Source organism: Halobacillus sp. 12SKB, assembly GCF_052941655.1.
The window spans coordinates 1,863,210-1,881,335 of sequence record NZ_JBRFWR010000001.1 but is presented as its reverse complement, the minus strand read 5'-3'; the positions used below and the strand labels follow the sequence as shown (position 1 = coordinate 1,881,335).

15 protein-coding genes are annotated in these 18,126 nt (G+C 44.7%); 6 read left to right on the top strand and 9 right to left on the bottom strand.

What is annotated here, in order from left to right:
- Nucleotides 1-2: 2 nt before the first annotated feature.
- The 9 genes from ACQ4XT_RS09015 to ACQ4XT_RS08975 form a co-directional block, all read right to left on the bottom strand.
- Nucleotides 3-881 carry a MurR/RpiR family transcriptional regulator gene (locus tag ACQ4XT_RS09015; RefSeq protein ID WP_146817188.1) on the bottom strand — a complete coding sequence of 293 codons (879 nt, stop codon included), beginning with the start codon at nt 879-881 and terminating at the stop codon, nt 3-5.
- Between the two features lie 14 nt (nt 882-895).
- A complete protein-coding gene (locus ACQ4XT_RS09010; RefSeq protein WP_226592161.1) occupies nt 896-1,732 on the bottom strand; it encodes a carbohydrate ABC transporter permease in 837 nt (278 codons plus the stop codon).
- A gap of 19 nt (nt 1,733-1,751) precedes the next feature.
- Entirely contained in the window at nt 1,752-2,645 is an 894-nt protein-coding gene (locus ACQ4XT_RS09005) for a carbohydrate ABC transporter permease (RefSeq protein ID WP_446853397.1), read from the bottom strand.
- Nucleotides 2,646-2,790: 145 nt separating this feature from the next.
- On the bottom strand, nt 2,791-4,173 hold the full coding sequence (locus tag ACQ4XT_RS09000) for an ABC transporter substrate-binding protein (protein ID WP_446853396.1): 1,383 nt from the start codon (nt 4,171-4,173) through the stop codon (nt 2,791-2,793).
- A 60-nt stretch (nt 4,174-4,233) separates the two neighbouring features.
- On the bottom strand, nt 4,234-5,136 hold the full coding sequence (gene murQ, locus ACQ4XT_RS08995; protein WP_446853395.1) for an N-acetylmuramic acid 6-phosphate etherase: 903 nt from the start codon (nt 5,134-5,136) through the stop codon (nt 4,234-4,236).
- Between the two features lie 15 nt (nt 5,137-5,151).
- The gene (locus tag ACQ4XT_RS08990; RefSeq protein ID WP_446853394.1) at nt 5,152-6,099 is read right to left on the bottom strand and encodes an N-acetylglucosamine kinase; all 948 of its coding nucleotides are present in this window, start codon (nt 6,097-6,099) and stop codon (nt 5,152-5,154) included.
- Between the two features lie 179 nt (nt 6,100-6,278).
- Nucleotides 6,279-7,022 (bottom strand): NERD domain-containing protein, encoded by a 744-nt coding sequence (locus ACQ4XT_RS08985; RefSeq protein ID WP_446855635.1) that lies wholly within the window; start codon nt 7,020-7,022, stop codon nt 6,279-6,281.
- A gap of 134 nt (nt 7,023-7,156) precedes the next feature.
- On the bottom strand, nt 7,157-8,806 hold the full coding sequence (locus tag ACQ4XT_RS08980; protein WP_446853393.1) for a glycoside hydrolase family 13 protein: 1,650 nt from the start codon (nt 8,804-8,806) through the stop codon (nt 7,157-7,159).
- Nucleotides 8,807-8,936: 130 nt separating this feature from the next.
- On the bottom strand, nt 8,937-10,013 hold the full coding sequence (locus tag ACQ4XT_RS08975) for a YkvI family membrane protein (protein WP_446853392.1): 1,077 nt from the start codon (nt 10,011-10,013) through the stop codon (nt 8,937-8,939).
- 234 nt (nt 10,014-10,247) lie between these two features.
- On the opposite strand from ACQ4XT_RS08975, the gene ACQ4XT_RS08970 reads away from it, so the two are divergent.
- From ACQ4XT_RS08970 to ACQ4XT_RS08945, 6 genes are all read left to right on the top strand, one after another.
- Entirely contained in the window at nt 10,248-11,498 is a 1,251-nt protein-coding gene (locus ACQ4XT_RS08970; protein WP_446853391.1) for a PucR family transcriptional regulator, read from the top strand.
- A gap of 105 nt (nt 11,499-11,603) precedes the next feature.
- Nucleotides 11,604-12,734, top strand: coding sequence for an alanine dehydrogenase (gene ald, locus ACQ4XT_RS08965; RefSeq protein WP_226592196.1), 1,131 nt, complete (start codon nt 11,604-11,606; stop codon nt 12,732-12,734).
- Between the two features lie 59 nt (nt 12,735-12,793).
- Nucleotides 12,794-13,912: an alanine racemase gene (gene alr / locus ACQ4XT_RS08960; RefSeq protein ID WP_446853390.1), complete on the top strand. Its 1,119-nt coding sequence runs from the start codon at nt 12,794-12,796 to the stop codon at nt 13,910-13,912.
- 308 nt (nt 13,913-14,220) lie between these two features.
- Nucleotides 14,221-15,267: a CdaR family transcriptional regulator gene (locus tag ACQ4XT_RS08955; protein WP_446853389.1), complete on the top strand. Its 1,047-nt coding sequence runs from the start codon at nt 14,221-14,223 to the stop codon at nt 15,265-15,267.
- A 123-nt stretch (nt 15,268-15,390) separates the two neighbouring features.
- The gene (locus ACQ4XT_RS08950; protein ID WP_446853388.1) at nt 15,391-16,512 is read left to right on the top strand and encodes a glycerate kinase; all 1,122 of its coding nucleotides are present in this window, start codon (nt 15,391-15,393) and stop codon (nt 16,510-16,512) included.
- Nucleotides 16,513-16,529: 17 nt separating this feature from the next.
- On the top strand, nt 16,530-17,888 hold the full coding sequence (locus tag ACQ4XT_RS08945; RefSeq protein ID WP_446853387.1) for a GntP family permease: 1,359 nt from the start codon (nt 16,530-16,532) through the stop codon (nt 17,886-17,888).
- Nucleotides 17,889-18,126 lie beyond the last annotated feature (238 nt).

The following is an 18,126-nucleotide window of genomic DNA, read 5'->3' as shown; positions in this document are numbered from 1 at the left end:
CCTTATCCCTTCGTTTTCTTCCCTTTCAACAAATCCATAACGTCGGTAATTTCATGAAAGTACTCGGAGGCCTTGTCCCATTGTTCTGTGACGACATTGACGAAAAGGATGTCGATCATATGTAACTGGGCAAGACGGGAAGATGTGGCACCACTTCGAAATGGTGCAGGGATCTCCCTTGAAGCTGAAATGTACAGCGAAACATCGGCATGTTCTGTAACGGGAGACTGTCCATAACGTGTCAAACTGATGGTGCGCGCTCCCTTTTTCTTCGCGATTTCCATAATCTTCGCTGTTTCATAGGTTTCACCGGAAAAAGAGATGCCGAAGACGACATCGTTCTCCGTTACGTTCGCAATGTTCATCGCTGCGTTATGCATATCTGTAAAAGCAGAGGTCGGCTTGTTCATGCGTAAAAACTTCTGTTGGGCATCCTGAGCGATGATCCCCGACGCTCCTACACCGAAAAAGTGAATCGCACCCGCTTCATTTAACAGCTTCACCGCTTCCGACAATGTTCGGTAGTCGACCATTTCCGTTGTTTCGCGGATCGCCTGCAAACTGTTGCTCGTTATTTTTTCAACAATTGAATCGGACGGCTCTCCCGGTTGAATGTCCCGGTACCGCGCCTCCGGTTTCTTTTGCAAATCCCCGGAAATCCTCAATTTCAATTCCTGCAAACCCTTCAGACCGAGAGACTTGCATAAGCGAATGACAGCGGCGCTGCTCGTCGAACTCAGTTCGCCGAGCTGTGTCGCTGTACAGTGGATCGCTTCATGAGGCTGATCCAAAATGAATTCGGCGATCTTTTTTTCAGAAGGCGGAAGCTTATCTTTCATTTCATTTAAGATGACCAGTCCGCCGGTTAGAGAATTCTTCATTTGTTTCACCACACTTATCCTTTAATGGCTCCCTCAGTCATTCCTTTAACAATTCGGCGTTGGAAAATCGCATACAAAACGATGACAGGAACGATCGCAATGACAAGACTCGCAAACAGCGTCCCCCAGGCATTCGTATATTGCGTTTCATTACTAATATAATCAATCGCGAGAGCAAGTGTATAGTTTTCCTCCGATTGCAGGAAGATGAGCGCCATAAAATACTCATTCCAAAACTGAATCATATTCATAATCGTAACGGTAATGATCCCTGTTGTCGAAAGTGGCGTAATGATTTTCCACAGGATGCCGTATGGAGACATCCCGTCAATCGCTGCCGCTTCTTCCAGTGATTTTGGAATCGTTGCCATGAAACTCGTCAAAACGAAAATACTGAACGGCAATTGGCTGACCGCATAAACGATACTGAGTCCGAAAATGTTATCAAGCAGATTCAGCTGCATCAGTAGGAAGAACAACGGAATCCAGCCGAGGACCATCGGAATCATCATCGCTGAAATATAAAGCGTGAACAACAAACGGTTTCCGCGGAAGCGCATGCGCTCTAAAGCGTAAGAAGTCGGAATGGCCATTGCAAGGGTCAGGGTTGCTCCAAGACCGGTGACGATGAAACTATTAAACACACTCGTATCTATATTGTAATTACTCCATGCATTGACGAAATTGCTGAAGCTGAACGATTCCGGCAGCCCCCATGGATTGGCGTAGATTTCTGCGTTGGATTTGAATGCCCCCAACACCATCCAGAAGATCGGATATAAGACGGCCAGAGACCAGATGATCAATGGGATACGTACAATCGTTCTTGAGAAAATACTCCCTTTTTGCACTCTATTCCCCTCCTGTCTGTTAATACTCCACTTTCTCTCTTCTCATCAGGAACTGCATAATCAAGACGGTCACGAGAGATAAAATTAAGATCATAACCCCGATGGTTGCCCCATATCCGAAGTTGTATTTAACAAAAGCCTGCTCATATAAGTAGGAACCCATTACGTGTGTGGAATTATTCGGTCCACCTTTGGTCATGACCTGGACGATAATGAAGGATCCATTCAAGGTCGTAATGATGATGTACAAAATAGAAATCTTGATTTGCGGCCAGATCAGCGGTAAGGTCACCTTCCAAAACTGCTGCCATTCGGTGGCCCCGTCAATTTCTGCTGCTTCATAATAACTTTTCGATATGTTGGAAATCCCGCCCATCAGCATGAGCATGAACAACCCGATTCCTGCCCATACAGAAGGAAGCACTAAACTTGGTAAAGCCCAGTCTTCACTCCCGAGCCATGGCCGCGTCCAACTCTCAAGACCGATCAATTCGAGGCCTGAGTTTACTAGACCGAGACTTGGATTATAGATGAACATCCACAAAATCCCGATGACGACGACGGACATGATGTTCGGGAAAAAGAAGACAATCCGGTAAAAAGGCGCCTCTTTGATCTTCATTTGTGTTAGAGCGACGGCAAAAAAGGTCGACAGAATCATGATGCCGAACACTTTTGTAATGACAAGGAAGTAATCATGCCAGATCGTTCTTGGGATAATATCATCGCTGAATAACCGGCGGTAATTATCAAAACCTACGAACTCGGCGAGTGAAGATGCTCCCGACCATTTGAAAAAGGAATAATAAAGACCATTGAACAAGGGATACAAGGTGAACACGGCAAACAATAAAAATGTCGGAACAAGACAAAAGGCAAGGAACAAGTTCCGCTGTCGTTTGGACTGGACCATTTACAACCACCTCTTTTTCTAGTTTGAATATGTTTTTACTAGCATAAGTCAAGCAACAGCAGGATTGCTTTCCCGCGGTTGATTGGCTTATGCCTTTAAGAAAAATGGAATGTGAAGACGTCCGCCTCCACATTCCACATGTCCTTTACTCCAAACTGCTGCGGTATTCCGCTGCCGCTTGCTCAGCTTCCTCAACGAACTCTTCGGCTGTAATGTTACCGAGCATCAAAGATACGAGAGAGTTGCTGATCGGCGTTTCAAGCTCTGAACTCATCGGGTGTGGCTTTTGATAAATCTGGACTTGCTCAGGATCGTTGATCATCTGGTTGGCATCAATCAAGAATGAAGGAACTTCCTCACTGGAAGCAAGGTCGACTCCCTGCAAGTTCATGATCGCTCCCGTATGTTCAGAGAAACTCTTCGCATATTCTTTTGTGAAAACGAACTCCACAAAAGCTTTCGCTGCTTCTGGGTTTTCCGCTTTTTCTGCAATCGCTAGTGGACGAAGGTCCGGAACGATCGCATATGGTTCGCCTTCATCCTGCATTGGAGAAGGAATGAATCCATATTCGAAGTCTTCTGGTGTATCATTCGCCATTTCATTCGGCAGCCAGAAACCAACCGGAATGAACGCATTGTCATGAAGCAGGAAGTTCATCTGGGATTGCGTATGGTTCAACGCACCGAAACCAGAATCAATCATGCCTTCTTGCTGCATCTGCTCCACTTTTTTCATGACATTAAGGACAGGTTCACTCGTCCAAGCGCCTTCTGCACCTGTAATGACATCATTAAGTAACTCGTCGCCACCCGCTGCACCAAAGGCAGGGTAAAGCGCACCGCGTAGGAAGTAGTATGGATATTGTCCTGTCGTAACGAAAGGTTCAATGCCTTCATCTTCCTTGATTTGACTCATCGTATCCATGAAACTAGGGAAGTCTTTCGGTACATCCCAGTTGTTTTCTTCAAACCAGGCATTGTCATACCAAGTGCCCCAAGTATCAAAGACAAGTGGTAAGCTGTAGATTTCTCCATCGTACGTAGCAGGATCAACAATGAAGCTTTCACCTAAAGCGGAGCCATCCTCAAGCTCAACGCCGCTCAACCATTCCGTCATGTTCATGAGCTGACCATCTTCAACCATCTGTGTTTCACTGGAACCGGCACCATCAATATAGACGACATCAGGTGGATCATCGGATACCCAGCGAGAACGCATTTCTTCATTAATATTAGGTCCCGCATGTTCCGTGATCGAGACATCCGGATATTCTTCCTGGAAATCAGCAATAACTTCTTTCCACCAGGAATCTCCATAACCACCGACAAAGTACTGAATCTCAAGCTCTCCTGAAACTTCACCGGATTCACCAGACTTTGAGGAAGATTCAGAACTGGATTCCTCTTCTGTACCCTCGCTGTCTGTTTCTTCCGTTCCTGCTCCAGGTGTACAACCGACCAACAACAAGAAAGCGAACAAAACCGCCATCATCAACCAAGCAGATGTTTTCCGCCACATGCTCAACATAAGCTCCCCCTTTTTGATTGAAAAATTTATTTGAAACCATGCTAAATGGTCTTCAAATCATTAAGATTCATCCATGGCCTTCCGCAAATTGCCCTCATTCGCTTGAAGCATTTTTTTCGCTTGATCATAAGAAACACTCTGCTTCAGCATGACAATCGCCGGCTTCACTTGCAGCTTCGCTTTTTTCAACGTTTCTTCGGCTTCCTCATAGGTCGCGGAAGTACACTCCATCAAAATGCTCTTCGCACGTTCACGCAGCTTGTGATTGCTTGCGTGGACATCCACCATCAGATTCTCGTAAACCTTCCCGAGTTTCACCATGGCTGTGGTAGTCATCATGTTCAACACCATTTTGTGCGCCGTCGCCGCTTTCAACCGCGTCGAACCTGTCAAAACTTCCGGCCCGACGACAACTTCGATCGGGCACTCAGCAAAATTACTGATCTCCGAATGATGGTTACAGGATAAAGAGATCGTATAAGCACCAATCGAACGCGCGTGTTTGAGAGCTCCAATTGGATAAGGCGTCCGACCGCTGGCGGTAATTCCGACAACGACATCGTCTGAGGTGATTTTTCTTGCCTTCAAATCGGTTTCACCTTGCGCCGCATCATCTTCGGAATTCTCTTTAGCCTTCGTGAAGGCGTCCCCGCCCCCGGCCATGACCGCTTGAACCATATCCGGGTCCACGAGGAAGGTCGGTGGACATTCGGACGCATCCAAAATGCCCAGCCTGCCGCTCGTTCCTGCTCCTACGTAAAAGAGTCGGCCTCCCTTTTTCAAAGAAGCGGAAATATGATCCACAGCTTTCGTAATTGCTGGCAAAACCTGTTTGACGGCTTCAGCGACTTTGTGGTCCTCTTCATTCATGACTTTCAAGATTTGTTCGGTCGTCATTTCATCCATGTTTTTCGTTCGTTCATTTCGTTGCTCTGTTGTGAGGAACGTCAAGGAATTCGTCACCTTTGGCACCACCTTTTATAAATTTTCCGGAATTGCTAATAGCACTGCTCCAAATTCAGGTGGAGCATAGGGCTCTTTATATACGCCTAACCCTTTTGTTTCAATCTGTTGGATGAAATGCTGTTTCAGGATTTTAGAATGCTTGAAAATAGACCCTGCTGCTGTAATGGCTGCATCTCTTTCAAAGCCGCGGCGAGCGATACTTTCCACATGTAAAACGAGCTGATCGGCAGCTTCTTTCAATATTTCCACCGCGACTGCATCCTTTTGTTCCGACGCTTCTATTACACACGTCGCAAGCTTGGCAATCTCGTGTTTTTCATAAGACCTTCCATAAATGTGACGGACAAGATCCTCAGGCTTTTGGAGATTTAACTTCTTTAATATAAGAGGGGTAATTAGCGTTTCCTCTCCACGTCCATCTGCGGCTTTCGCTATTACTGATAACGCTTTCAAAGAAAGGTAGTATCCACTTCCTTCATCCCCAATCAGGTGGCCCCAGCCTCCACATTTATGGATTTTCCCTTCACGATCTACCCCCATTGCATTCGATCCTGTGCCTGAGATAACGAGAATGCCAGATTCATCTTTTAGGGAAAGCGCTCCTTTCAGCGCGGCTAAACTGTCGGATCCTACAAATGTGTTTAAATTTTCAGAAAATGATAAATTCCAAAAAATATCCTGCACGATCGTTCTCATTTTTGCTTCGTCCTCTGGTCTACCAATACCAGCGAGTCCGAAGCCAATGCCTATGATCTGTGCAGAATCTACGTGGAATGTTTGTAATCCTTTTTCAATAAGAGCCGTTAAGCGGTGACCCGCTTCCTCAAAACCAATCTGATGAGGGTTGGTCCCCGGCCCCTGGATGACTTTTGGTTGTTCCGGATATGTACAGTGATCTGCTTCAAGGAACAGGCACGTCGTTTTTGTCCCGCCTCCGTCTATTCCAATCACATAGTTCATGGACTTCCTCCAAATCTTTGTTGGCTTTATTATAGAATTTATGAATTTTTATGTCAATATGTGTTTGGAAATATTGTAATTATATTTCAATAGATCATTTAGATCTATTGAAAAAGTGGTGTACCAGGTTATCCAATTTATGGATGACCTGGTACACCACTTTTTTCATTTGATTCGAATTATGATGTTCGGTTATAGGTGAAGCGACACGTCGGAAAGTTTCTACACCCTTTATACGCCCCGTGTTTACCAATGCGATCGATCAGTTCTCCTCCGCAATCAGGACACTTCATCTCTTTTACTTTTTGTCGATTCAGTTCTTGTTTCTCTTTAATTTTAATCACGTGGTCTTCTCTCGTTTGTCTATCTTCAATATTACGGTGGTTTAACTTATAAATGATTCCTTTCATATTTGCATGGGAGATCAGTCTCTCATCATACATTTTGATTGTATTTAGTAAGTGGAAATTATTCACGATATGTACCAAAGGAGAAGCAATGGTTATATCTTTCAGCGTAGATTTGGAACTGAACGATATAATCGAACAAAAAGGATGGGCATATGTTTTGCCTAATACCTCTTCTAAGCTCTTCATATGACCATAATTCTGGTGGATCGGGTTCATGAATGTATGTTTCCTCTTATAAATTACCTGCGTCCACTTTTTACTTCTTTCAGCACCAAAAATCCATCCTTTATAATTCTTTGTCTCAATGACAAAAACCCCGTAAACCGATACCACTACATGATCAATTTGAGTCGTTCCCTTCTCCGTCTCCAGCAATAAATCATTGAACACATAATACTCGTTCTTATTCAACCTTTTAAGTAGAAGAGAAACCTTCGCTTCTCCAATTTTCCCTTTAACCACTGGATTGGCAAGAGTTCCTCCTAAAAACACAAAAACCAAAAGCACAATCATAAAGAACACTATATCTCCCCCGAAAGCATGACGTTTGATGTACATCATTAATATCGGCAAAGATCCCATTATGTAAAAAAATACCACACCAGGTCATCCAATATTTGGATGACCTGGTGTGGATATTATTTCCATTAGAACCTATATACCGTTCCTTGATAAGGAGACAATTCAGCGCGATTAGATGTTTCCGTTTCATTTGTAATCACAATAGGCTTTCCTTCAATCTCTTTCACAATTTCCTCATCTAATGCCACTTCTTCTGAAGAGAAATTACAGACGACAAGAAGACTTCCTTCCCCACTGACACGCTTATAAGCAAAAATGTTCGGATCTTCTCTCATCAAGAGTTCAAACCTGCCATCCGTGATCATATCGATTTCTTTTCTCAAGCGGATCAACTGTTGATAGAAGTAAAACACAGAGTTCTTATCTTCCAGAGCACGCTCCGCATTAATCACATTGTAATTCGAATTCACCTGTATCCATGGGGTTCCGTCTGTAAAACCACCATTTTCCGAATCATTCCACTGCATCGGAGTCCGAGCATTATCACGGCCTTTTACGTAGATGGCTTTCATGAGATCTTCATGAGACCATCCTTGTTCCTTCTTTTCTTTATACATATTGAAAAGCTCAATATCCCTGTATTCTTCGAGGTTGTCAAAGTGGACGTTCGTCATGCCAAGTTCTTCGCCCTGGTATATATATGGTGTTCCCTGCATCATGTGCAGGCAGATCGCGAGCATTTTTGCCGACTTTACCCGGTACTCTCCATCATCACCGAAACGGGAAACGATTCGGGGCTGATCATGATTGTTCCAGTACAAACTGTTCCAACCGACATCATGGAGCGCGGTCTGCCATTTTTCAAAATTCTCCTTCAAGTCTACGAGATTCAGATTCGTCCAGTTCCACTTATCCCCGTTTGAATCCAAATCCATATGCTCGAATGTGAAAATCATGTTCACTTCTTCATTCGCAGGATCTGTGTAACGCTTCGCATCTTCAGGAGAAGCACCCGGCATTTCCCCGACTGTCATCACATCATAGTTGGATAGAACTTCCTGATTCATTTCCTGTAAAAATTCGTGGACACGAGGGCCATTCATAAAATAAGGGCTGCCATCTCCATTCTCTCCATCCGGATAGTCGGGATCTTTAGAGATAAAGTTGATGACATCCATCCGGAATCCGTCCATTCCTTTATCCAGCCAAAACTTCATCATATCGTACACCTCTTCGCGTAGCATCGGGTTCTCCCAGTTCAAATCAGGCTGCTTCTTTGCAAAGATGTGCAGGTAATATTGGCCTGTCGTTTCATCATAAGCCCAAGCCGGGCCGCTGAAAACAGAGTTCCAGTTTGTCGGTGGCTCTCCGTTTTCTTTGCCATCTTTCCATATGTAATAATCACGATACGGATTGTCCTTGCTTTTCGAAGACTCTTCAAACCATGGGTGTTCATCAGATGTGTGATTAACAACGAGGTCCATGACCAACTTCAAGTCTCTCTTATGAGCTTCTTCCAACAACCGTTCCAAGTCTTCCATACTTCCAAAAAGATCATCCACTTGGCGGTAGTTACGAATATCATAGCCATTATCTTCTTGCGGAGAATCATAGATCGGCGAAAGCCAAAGAACATCCACGCCCAGCTCTTTCAGATAATCCAGCTTCTCTATAATTCCAGGGATATCACCAATTCCATCCCCATTCGTATCATTAAAACTCTTCGGGTAAATTTGATAGACGACACTCTTCTTCCACCACTCTTGATTACTCATCTCAACCACTCCCTTATGAAAACCTTCTCATATAACCATAACGCAAAACCGCGGTTCACTTCCATTATTTGTTGTACCAGGTCATACAAATAATGGAAAAAGACCACCTTCACAAAGGTGGTCTTTTGGTTTATGCGGATAGGCGTTCTGCATTTTTGTGTTCTTTTTTCAGCCGGAATGGTGCTGTGACCAGAGCTAGAATTAGGAACAGTCCCATAAACCCGATCAGTGGGTAGAAGAACGCGACAAGTTCTGTAAATCCTACGAAACTGAGTCCGAAAGCGACGATTCCTGTAATCAGCACGAATTTTTTATGCTGGCTTGTCCCGACCTTCGTATAACGGGCAGCAAAAGAGAAGAACATGCTGACAGCTGTATTGAAAACCATCCCGAACAAAACGACCGAATAGAATGTTCCTAATACCGGTGAAAGGCCATCGACAAGTGCAAGAAGCGGCATGTCGTAAGAAGCGACGGCATCGACTTTTGAGAAAATGGCCAGGTGACTGATCACAATCATGATCCCAAGCCCTAATCCCCCAAGGAGCCCGCCGAGCGCTGAGGTTCGCTCATCTTTTTCATTTCCTCCCATCAGCAAGGACATCGACGCACCCACCGCCACGTTGAAGGAAACGTAATTGATGGCTGAGATGAACCAGTTGGATAAAGCAGATGGCTGGTCAACGGCAACCGCGTTCAAATCACTAAAGGACTGATCCATCGTAAATAAGCTGTAGCCGGATATTATTAAAACGGTAATGATTAAAAAAGGCGTAATACTTCCAATGACATTGACGACTTTGTCCACATTCATCATGATGGTTGCCATCACAATCACACTCATGACAATCACGCCAACCAGAGGAGGCAGACCGAATTGCTGACTTGGAATCGACCCCGCTCCTGCGATCATCACGACTCCAACACCAAACAACGTCAGAATGATGACGTAATCCACAATCAATCCAAGCCATTTGTTTCCACTGACTTTATAGACAGCTTCCTTATGTGAAGTGGCCTGCGTCCTCGTACCGAGCTTCACAAGCATCATCCCCATATAGGCGAACAAAGCGGTTGAAATGATTGTTCCGATCGTTCCTAAATAACCGAAACTCGTAAAGTATTGAAGAATCTCCTGACCGGATGCAAAGCCTGCACCGACGATGATTCCTATAAAAGCGCTTGCAATTTTAAGTACTTTTTTCACGGAAAATCCTCCTTCTATCTAAGATGTCTCGTTCCTTCCCGGCATGGTAAAACGCTTACACAACAAAGGGATAGGCACAGTTTATCATGAATGCGCTTTCTATGATTGGGGGAAATCCACAAATCCCCTCATCTATATTCGTTCAATTTAACAAATACTTCAATAGGAAAATGGATGTTTCTATAAGAGAATCAATGATAATATAAAGGTATTCACACCATAAGGAGTACCGCTATGAACCTTTCATCACACATGAACTATTCATATAAAGATTACATCGATTCCCCCGAGGGGCTTGCTGACAGCATCGCGGAAACCTTAGGATGTCCGGTGACCATTGAAGATGCCAACCACCGCATCGTCTCTTACAGTAAACATGAGAAAAACGTGGATGAAGCAAGAACGGCAACGATCATGCGTCGGAAAGTGCCCGAGCATGTCATCAATGGGTTATGGAAACAAGGCATCATGGCCAAGCTTTTCGAAAGCGACCAGCCTCTCATTGTAAAAACGATTGATTCTATTGGACTCGGTCACAGGTTAGCTGTCTCTGTCCGCAAGAACGATGAAATTCTCGGTTTTATCTGGGCCCAGACGAACGATCTCTCCGTAACAGCTAAACATTTGGATGAGATGAAGGAAGCCGCCCAGTGGGTCAGCCATCATTTGTTGAGACAGCAGGCGAAAAAGAAAAAGACCGATGAAAACAGGAAAGAGTTTTTCTGGCAGTTGCTGACAGGCTCTCTTCAAAACCAGGCAGAGATCAAACGACTGGCCAAGAAGTTTCATATGAATCTGCATGGTCAGCTTTGCGTAGCCGTGTTTGAATTTACGGAAGAAATGAGCCAGGCCGTGGAACGTCACGCCTATTACTTAACAGAAACCCTTCATCAAACCCGGATCGTAAACCGGATTTTTGATGATCAGCAGCTCATTCTTCTTGTCCGTACAGATAATAAGGAAGATGCGAATGAAATGAATCAGGCATTCATTCGTGAATTTACCCAAAAGATGAAGGAACGTCTTCATTTTGAAGATTTAAAAGGGGCTTTCGGTCTGATCTATGACTCCCCGACATTAATCAGCGACAGTTATAAGCAGGCGTTAAAAGTCTTGGAATTAAAAGAACAGTATTCCACAGGGCTTCAGAACGTCGACAACTACCAGGACCTTGGTGTCTATCAATTCCTTAACGAACTGTCGGTTCTACAGAAGCGGGAAAACTACAAAAACGATGCCCTGACCAATATCAAAGCATACGATGGACGGAACAACTCCATGTTGCTTGAGACATTAAAGGTTTTTCTGGAGAAGAACAGCAACGTCCACCAGGCAGCCGCTCATATGCACATTCATACTAATACATTGAATTATCGATTGAAACGGATCAAAGAAATCGGCAACGTCGATTTTAAAGATATGAATCAGAAGACGATGCTCTACCTGGATTTATTGATCCACGAAAACGAACAGGAGGATTTGTGATTTTACACAAATCCTCCTGTTTATTTTTTCACTTTCACCTAAACAAAAATATCCGCAGGCGGGCTATACTTTGTTTACATTCAATTTGAAAGGTGGACGTTCCCCATGATTATCGGAATTCCAAAAGAAATTAAAAATAATGAAAACCGCGTAGCGATTACGCCTTCAGGTGTCATCAATCTCATGAAAGCCGGACACACGATCCGCATCGAAACCCAAGCCGGTACAGGAAGTAATTTTACCGACGAAGAATATCGTGATGCAGGTGCTGAGATTGTTGAAACCGCTTCCGATATTTGGTCAAATTCAGAAATGGTAATGAAAGTAAAAGAACCACTACCATCTGAATATGGATACTTCCGTAAAGGACTTATTCTTTTCACATACCTTCACCTTGCAGCGGAACCTGAACTGACTAAAGCATTAGTTGAGAACGAAGTCACATCCATTGCCTATGAGACGGTGGCTGTTGATAACAAACTTCCTCTTCTTACTCCAATGAGTGAAGTAGCCGGGCGTATGGCGACTCAAGTCGGAGCTCAATACCTTGAGAAATCCTTCGGTGGAAAAGGAATCCTGTTAAGCGGGGTTCCTGGCGTTTCCCGCGGAAAAGTTGTCATCATCGGCGGCGGCATCGTTGGTACGAACGCAGCGAAAATCGCGATCGGCCTTGGTGCTCACGTAACCGTATTGGACTTGAACCCGAACCGTCTTCGTGAGCTGGATGATCAATTCGGCAAAGACATCCAAACCATGATGTCCAACCCGTTCAACATTGCAGAAGCGGTCAAAGAAGCCGACCTAGTCATCGGAGCTGTCCTGATCCCAGGAGCAAAAGCACCGAAACTTGTGACCGAAGACATGGTCAAAGAAATGAAAGACGGATCTGTCATCGTTGATGTCGCCATCGACCAAGGTGGAAACTTCGAAACGGTCGATCACATCACGACACACGATGATCCGATTTACGAAAAGCACGGCGTCCTTCATTATGCGGTTGCAAACATCCCAGGAGCTGTACCACGCACATCGACGATCGCTCTTACAAACGTAACGATTCCTTACGCTTTGCAGATTGCTTCCAAAGGTGTCAACAAAGCAGTGGAAGATAATAAAGCGATTGAAGCAGGTGTGAACACAGCCAACGGCCACTTGACTTATGAAGCCGTTGCTCGTGATCTAGGCTATGATTACAAGCCTGTACAAGAAGCCCTTCAGTCTTTGGCACGCGTATAAAACAACAGGCTCCTCCACATTGATGGGGGAGCTTTTTTCATAGAGAGGAGAGAATCATCATGACCAACTATCGTCCGACATGGGCAGAAGTTTCCATGAAAGCACTCAAAAACAATGTGAACGCCTTTCAAAAACATATCGATAAGGACTGTGAATTGATGGCAGTCGTCAAAGCAGATGCGTATGGCCACGGCCTTTTGGAATGTGCAGAAGTTATGATTAAGGCTGGAGCAGACCGTTTGGGCGTTGCCATTATTGAAGAAGCCTTGGAGTTGCGAAAAGCAGGAATCACAATCCCTATTCTCGTTTTTGGCTACACGCCGAGAGAAGCCGTCCAGGATGCTATGAACCATGACATAACGTTGACCGTTTTCACGGAAGATGTCTTAGAAGAAATCGTTCAAGTATCCCAGCAGCGGCAGCGTTCTATGAACATACATATCAAAGTCGATAGCGGGATGCACCGGATCGGTCTCAAACGAGCTGCGGATATCATCCGGCTTATAGAACAACATGCCTCGACTTTTGTCCATGTAGAAGGGATTTTTACTCACTTCTCTGATGCAGATAATCAAGACCCTACCTATACAGAGCAACAATTTGATCATTTTTTATCTGTCGTAGAAGAAGTGGAAAAGGCTCATGGGACGATTCCAACCAAGCATTGCTGTAACAGTGCGGCCACCATTAGCTTCCCACATATGCACATGGATATGGTTCGAGTGGGTGTGAGCTTGTATGGCCTTTACCCAGGTGAGCATATGCGGGAATCAATTCCTCTCCATCAAGTGATGAGTCTTAGAACAAAACCTGTCATGATAAAAACCGTTCATCCCGGCGAACCAATCAGTTATGGAAGATCCTACGAACCAAACAATCCGATAAAAGTAGCCACTGTCCCCATCGGTTATGGAGACGGCCTCCCCCGCTCCCTTTCAAATCAAGGAGAGGTTGCCGTCAACGGGAAGAGAGCGCCGATTGTTGGGAAAGTGTGTATGGACCAAACCATGGTGGATATTACATCTGTCGGAGAACTTGACGAAAAGACAGAATTCATCTTCTTCGGCGAATCAACAGAAGGTCACATCCCCCTTCAGGAAATCGCCGATCAGCTTAACACCATCCATTACGAACTTACCTGCCAAATCGGCAGACGCGTACCAAGAATGTACCGTTAGATAATACCAAATATCACCATACCAGGTCATACATTTATTGGAAATAAACCGAGTGTGAAAGAATCAAGTAAGGAGCCCGAGGTGGCTTCTTGCTTCTTCTCTGGAAATGAATAACTCAAAAACGGTTCTAACCCAGTAAGCAATCATTTTTTCATGTACACTCCCCTTTTTTCTGGACAAGAAACGCTAATACTTACTTCATATAATTTCCCTCCCATCCATTAAGCCCTAATGATACCTTCTCATCTACTTTACTAAACCTGCCCATTTCCATTCTGGTAGAATGTTAGAAAAAGGAGTGGTCCAACATGGAACTTACTGATCATCTAGGACAAGAAATCATTCATCGACTCTCTAAATACATTGATGTTGCCATCAACCTTATGGATCCGACCGGAAAAATTGTGGCAAGTACAGACTCTGTGCGCATCAATCAAGTCCATGGTGGTGCGCAAAGAGTGATAGAAACGCTGGAAGCACAGCAAATAACGAAAGAAATCTCAGACCACTATTCCAATACGAAGCCCGGGGTTAACCTCCCGATTTTTCATAGAGGCGAACTTGCAGGTGTGGTCGGTTTGACAGGGGATCCGGACCAAGTCTTTCAGGCAGCTGGTATGACTCAAGCTTCCGTAGAGATTGCGCTCGAACAATTATATATTCAGCAGCAGAGTTTTTATCAGGAAAGGCAGTGGAACCACTGGTTTCATCGCCTCATTTCAGACGGAGAAACCGAAGACTTGGAAAAAGAAGCCCTATATTCTTTACGTGCAGACCTTAAGAAGGCATGGCAGGTACTCGTTTTCCAGACACCCTCACCTTTTGAATTCGCAGAGAGGCTCCGCATTCAGGCAGAACAGCTGCAGCTAAGTCCTCTCTTCATCCTCCCTTACCAGGAAAATTCAGTGGTCATGCCTCTTCCATTTCAAGAGCATTTCCCACCAATCAAAACAGATGGACCTGCCGCTGTTGGTGAACCAGGGTATAGTGCGAAAGGGATTTATACATCTTTCCAACAAGCCTCGCAGACGATAGAAATTGCAGGAAAATCCGGAAAAATCATTCACAGTGGGACATTTAAAGTTGAAAGGCTGCTTTCGAGCATTACAAAAGAAACGTACATAGAGATTACGGAACCTTATGCCAATCGTTTAAAAAGATTGGAAACACCTTATGTGGAAACGCTCGATTCTTTTTTCAAAAACGACTTAAAAATGAACCGGACAGCTGATGAATTGCATGTCCATCGAAATACTCTCCATTACCGTCTGGATCAAGTCCATAAAAAAGTAGGATTGGATGCACGGAACTTCAAAGATGCAATCATCCTGCAAGCCATACTAATAAATCATTGATTTGTGCAAATGCACAAGAATACGCTTACAGTTTTCTGATATTTTGTGTATCTCATCAATTGTTATCGTTTCTCATTTCCTGTTGAATAGAAAGTAACCAATTTTAGAAAAGGAGGGGGAATGATGAAGGTCGTTTTTGCCCCTGATTCTTACAAAGGGAGTTTGTCTTCCATTCAAGTCGCTGAAATCATGAAAAAGGCTTGGCATTCAGTAATCCCGGATTCGGAAACGATCATGAAGCCAATGGCCGATGGTGGTGAAGGCACGTTAGAAGTATTTTCTACATCTGTGCCGCATGAAAAAGTTCATTTTACATGTAAAGGGCCGTTAGGGGAAGAGCGGGAAAGCTGGTATGTAAAACTAATGGATGGTCTGGCGGTGATTGAAGGAGCAGAGATTGCGGGCTTACCTCTCGTCCCAACAGAAAAACGTAACCCGGATCACACAACAAGCTATGGCATTGGGCAGGCCATCCATCATGCACTAGACGAAGGATGCACGAACTTCATCGTAGCTATCGGGGGAAGCTCAACGAATGACGGCGGGCTGGGAATGTTACAGGCACTTGGGATGAAGACCTATGATGAAAATGACGAAGAGACAGGGATATACGGAAAGGACCTGCATGCCGTAAAACGGGTGGACTTTTCTAAACTGGACCCGCGCCTCAAAGACGTTACGATCCGTGTTGCCTCTGATGTAGACAATCCATTGACTGGGACTCGAGGAGCAAGTCATATCTATGGCCCACAAAAAGGAGCGACCGAGCAGCAGGTATATGCTTATGATCATGCTTTAGACCACTATGGAAAACTTATTGAAGAAGTGCTTGGCAAAAACATCATGAACACGCCTGGCGCTGGGGCAGCCGGCGGTCTTGGTTTTGCTTTTCTTACCATTGGTGCGCAGCTTGAATCAGGCGCAAAGTTAGTCGGCGAAGCCATCCAACTCCATGACGCCATTCGTGATGCTGATTATGTCATTACCGGAGAAGGACAAAGCGATGAACAGACTCTTTATGGAAAAGCGCCAGGGTATGTAGCAGAACTGGCAAAAGAAAGCCATACGTCCGTCATTCTCCTATCAGGGAGTTTAGGTGCAAATTATGGAGATTTAAATGAAAAGTTCACGAGTTGTTTTTCCATAGCTCCAGGGCCTTTGACGTTGGAGGACTGCCTAAATAGCGCAGAAGAATATTTATTTGAGGCAACAAGACAAATCGCAAGGTTAATCACCAAACAATAAAAAGGAGTGAGCAGTATATGGAAGGTTTCGGACTTGTACTTATTATTTTACTCGGTGTTTTATTCGTCATTTTAGCCACGGCAAAATTCAACCTCCACCCTTTCCTTTCCCTTTTGATTTCTGCCTTTGCTATCGGAATATTATCCGGCATGCCACTTGGAGAAGTCGTAGAAGCCGTCAATGGCGGGTTCGGAGGATTAATGGGAGGTATCGGACTCGTCATCGTATTCGGTACGATCATCGGTGTCATTTTAGAAAAATCAGGCGCTGCCTTACGTATGGCTGAAGTCGTCTTAAGAATCGTCGGAGAAAAAAGGCCGCAGCTCGCGATGAGCGCCATCGGCAGTATTGTCAGTATCCCCGTTTTTTGTGATTCAGGGTATGTTATTTTATCCTCTTTAAAGAAAGCGCTTGCAAATAAAACAAAAGTTACCGTTGCATCTATGGCAATCGCCTTGTCTACAGGTCTGTTCGCCACACACACCTTAGTGCCGCCTACACCTGGTCCTATCGCAGCCGCAGGGAACATCGGTGCTCAAAATTATCTAGGAACGGTCATTTTATTCGGGATCATCGTCGCTATCCCTGCAATTTTGGTGGGATACCTCTGGGCGGTCAAAGCCGGTACTAAAATTCACATAGAGCAAAGCGAAGATGACGCTCTCTATGATTACGATGAGGTCGTCAGCAGTTTTGGCGATATGCCATCGGCCACAAAATCATTCGCTCCTATTTTAGTTCCAATTCTTTTGATCGGATTCAGCTCTGTCATCACTTTCGCTGGATGGGAAGGTCCGCTATTTTCATTTTTCCTATTCCTAGGTTCGCCTGTTGTCGCCCTTCTCGTTGGCGTGTTATTCGCCTTCGCTCTTCTTCCAAAATATGATGAAGAAACGCTTACTCAATGGGTTGGAATCGGGATTAAAGAGGCCGCTCCAATCCTGTTAATTACAGGAGCAGGTGGAGCGTTCGGTTCTGTCATCAGCTCTACAAGCATCGCTGATCTCATTAAAGGAATCGCTGGAAATGAAGTAGCGGTCGGTGCAGTATTCATCTTCATTCCATTCATCATCGCAGCCGCCTTGAAGAGTGCTCAAGGATCGTCAACAGCAGCCATTGTCATCACATCAACCTTAATTGCTCCCCTTCTTCCGCAAATCGGAATCGAAGGAGCTGTCCCGCTGGCCCTTGTTGTCATGGCCGTCGGTGCAGGTGCCATGGTCGTCTCCCACGTCAACGACAGTTATTTCTGGGTCGTAAAAGAATTCAGTGGGATGTCCATCACACAAGCCTACAAAGCTCAAACGATGGGAACCTTGCTTCAAGGACTTACAGCGATCATTGTCACTTCATTTCTATGGTTTATATTAGTATAAAAAAAGGTGGTGACCCCTCGGGTAGGGCTCACCACCTTTTTAAATCATATTCACTCTATGTTTGAAAGATTTCTCCTTACGTTTGAGTGATTCCGCGTCTAGTTTGAGCGATTTCCCAACTACTTTGAGCGATAACTCCCTCACCCTGAGCGACTTCCCAACACTTTGAGCGATATCATCTACCAAACGAGATAAACAACTACCCCAACCAATCCCCAAAACGGCAGAGAAAGAAGGC

Excerpts from the sequence above, each read along its gene's own strand:
- ACQ4XT_RS09005 (WP_446853397.1), bottom strand. The coding sequence starts at position 2,645 with ATGGTCCAGTCCAAACGACAGCGGAACTTGTTCCTTGCCTTTTGTCTT.
- ACQ4XT_RS08955 (WP_446853389.1), top strand. The coding sequence starts at position 14,221 with ATGGAACTTACTGATCATCTAGGACAAGAAATCATTCATCGACTCTCT.
- ACQ4XT_RS08945 (WP_446853387.1), top strand. The coding sequence starts at position 16,530 with ATGGAAGGTTTCGGACTTGTACTTATTATTTTACTCGGTGTTTTATTC.
- ACQ4XT_RS09015 (WP_146817188.1), bottom strand. The coding sequence starts at position 881 with ATGAAGAATTCTCTAACCGGCGGACTGGTCATCTTAAATGAAATGAAA.
- ACQ4XT_RS08980 (WP_446853393.1), bottom strand. The coding sequence starts at position 8,806 with ATGAGTAATCAAGAGTGGTGGAAGAAGAGTGTCGTCTATCAAATTTAC.
- ald (WP_226592196.1), top strand. The coding sequence starts at position 11,604 with ATGATTATCGGAATTCCAAAAGAAATTAAAAATAATGAAAACCGCGTA.
- ACQ4XT_RS08950 (WP_446853388.1), top strand. The coding sequence starts at position 15,391 with ATGAAGGTCGTTTTTGCCCCTGATTCTTACAAAGGGAGTTTGTCTTCC.
- ACQ4XT_RS08970 (WP_446853391.1), top strand. The coding sequence starts at position 10,248 with ATGAACCTTTCATCACACATGAACTATTCATATAAAGATTACATCGAT.
- alr (WP_446853390.1), top strand. The coding sequence starts at position 12,794 with ATGACCAACTATCGTCCGACATGGGCAGAAGTTTCCATGAAAGCACTC.
- ACQ4XT_RS09000 (WP_446853396.1), bottom strand. The coding sequence starts at position 4,173 with ATGTTGAGCATGTGGCGGAAAACATCTGCTTGGTTGATGATGGCGGTT.
- ACQ4XT_RS08990 (WP_446853394.1), bottom strand. The coding sequence starts at position 6,099 with ATGAACTATGTGATTGGAATAGACGGAGGCGGGACAAAAACGACGTGC.
- ACQ4XT_RS08985 (WP_446855635.1), bottom strand. The coding sequence starts at position 7,022 with ATGATTGTGCTTTTGGTTTTTGTGTTTTTAGGAGGAACTCTTGCCAAT.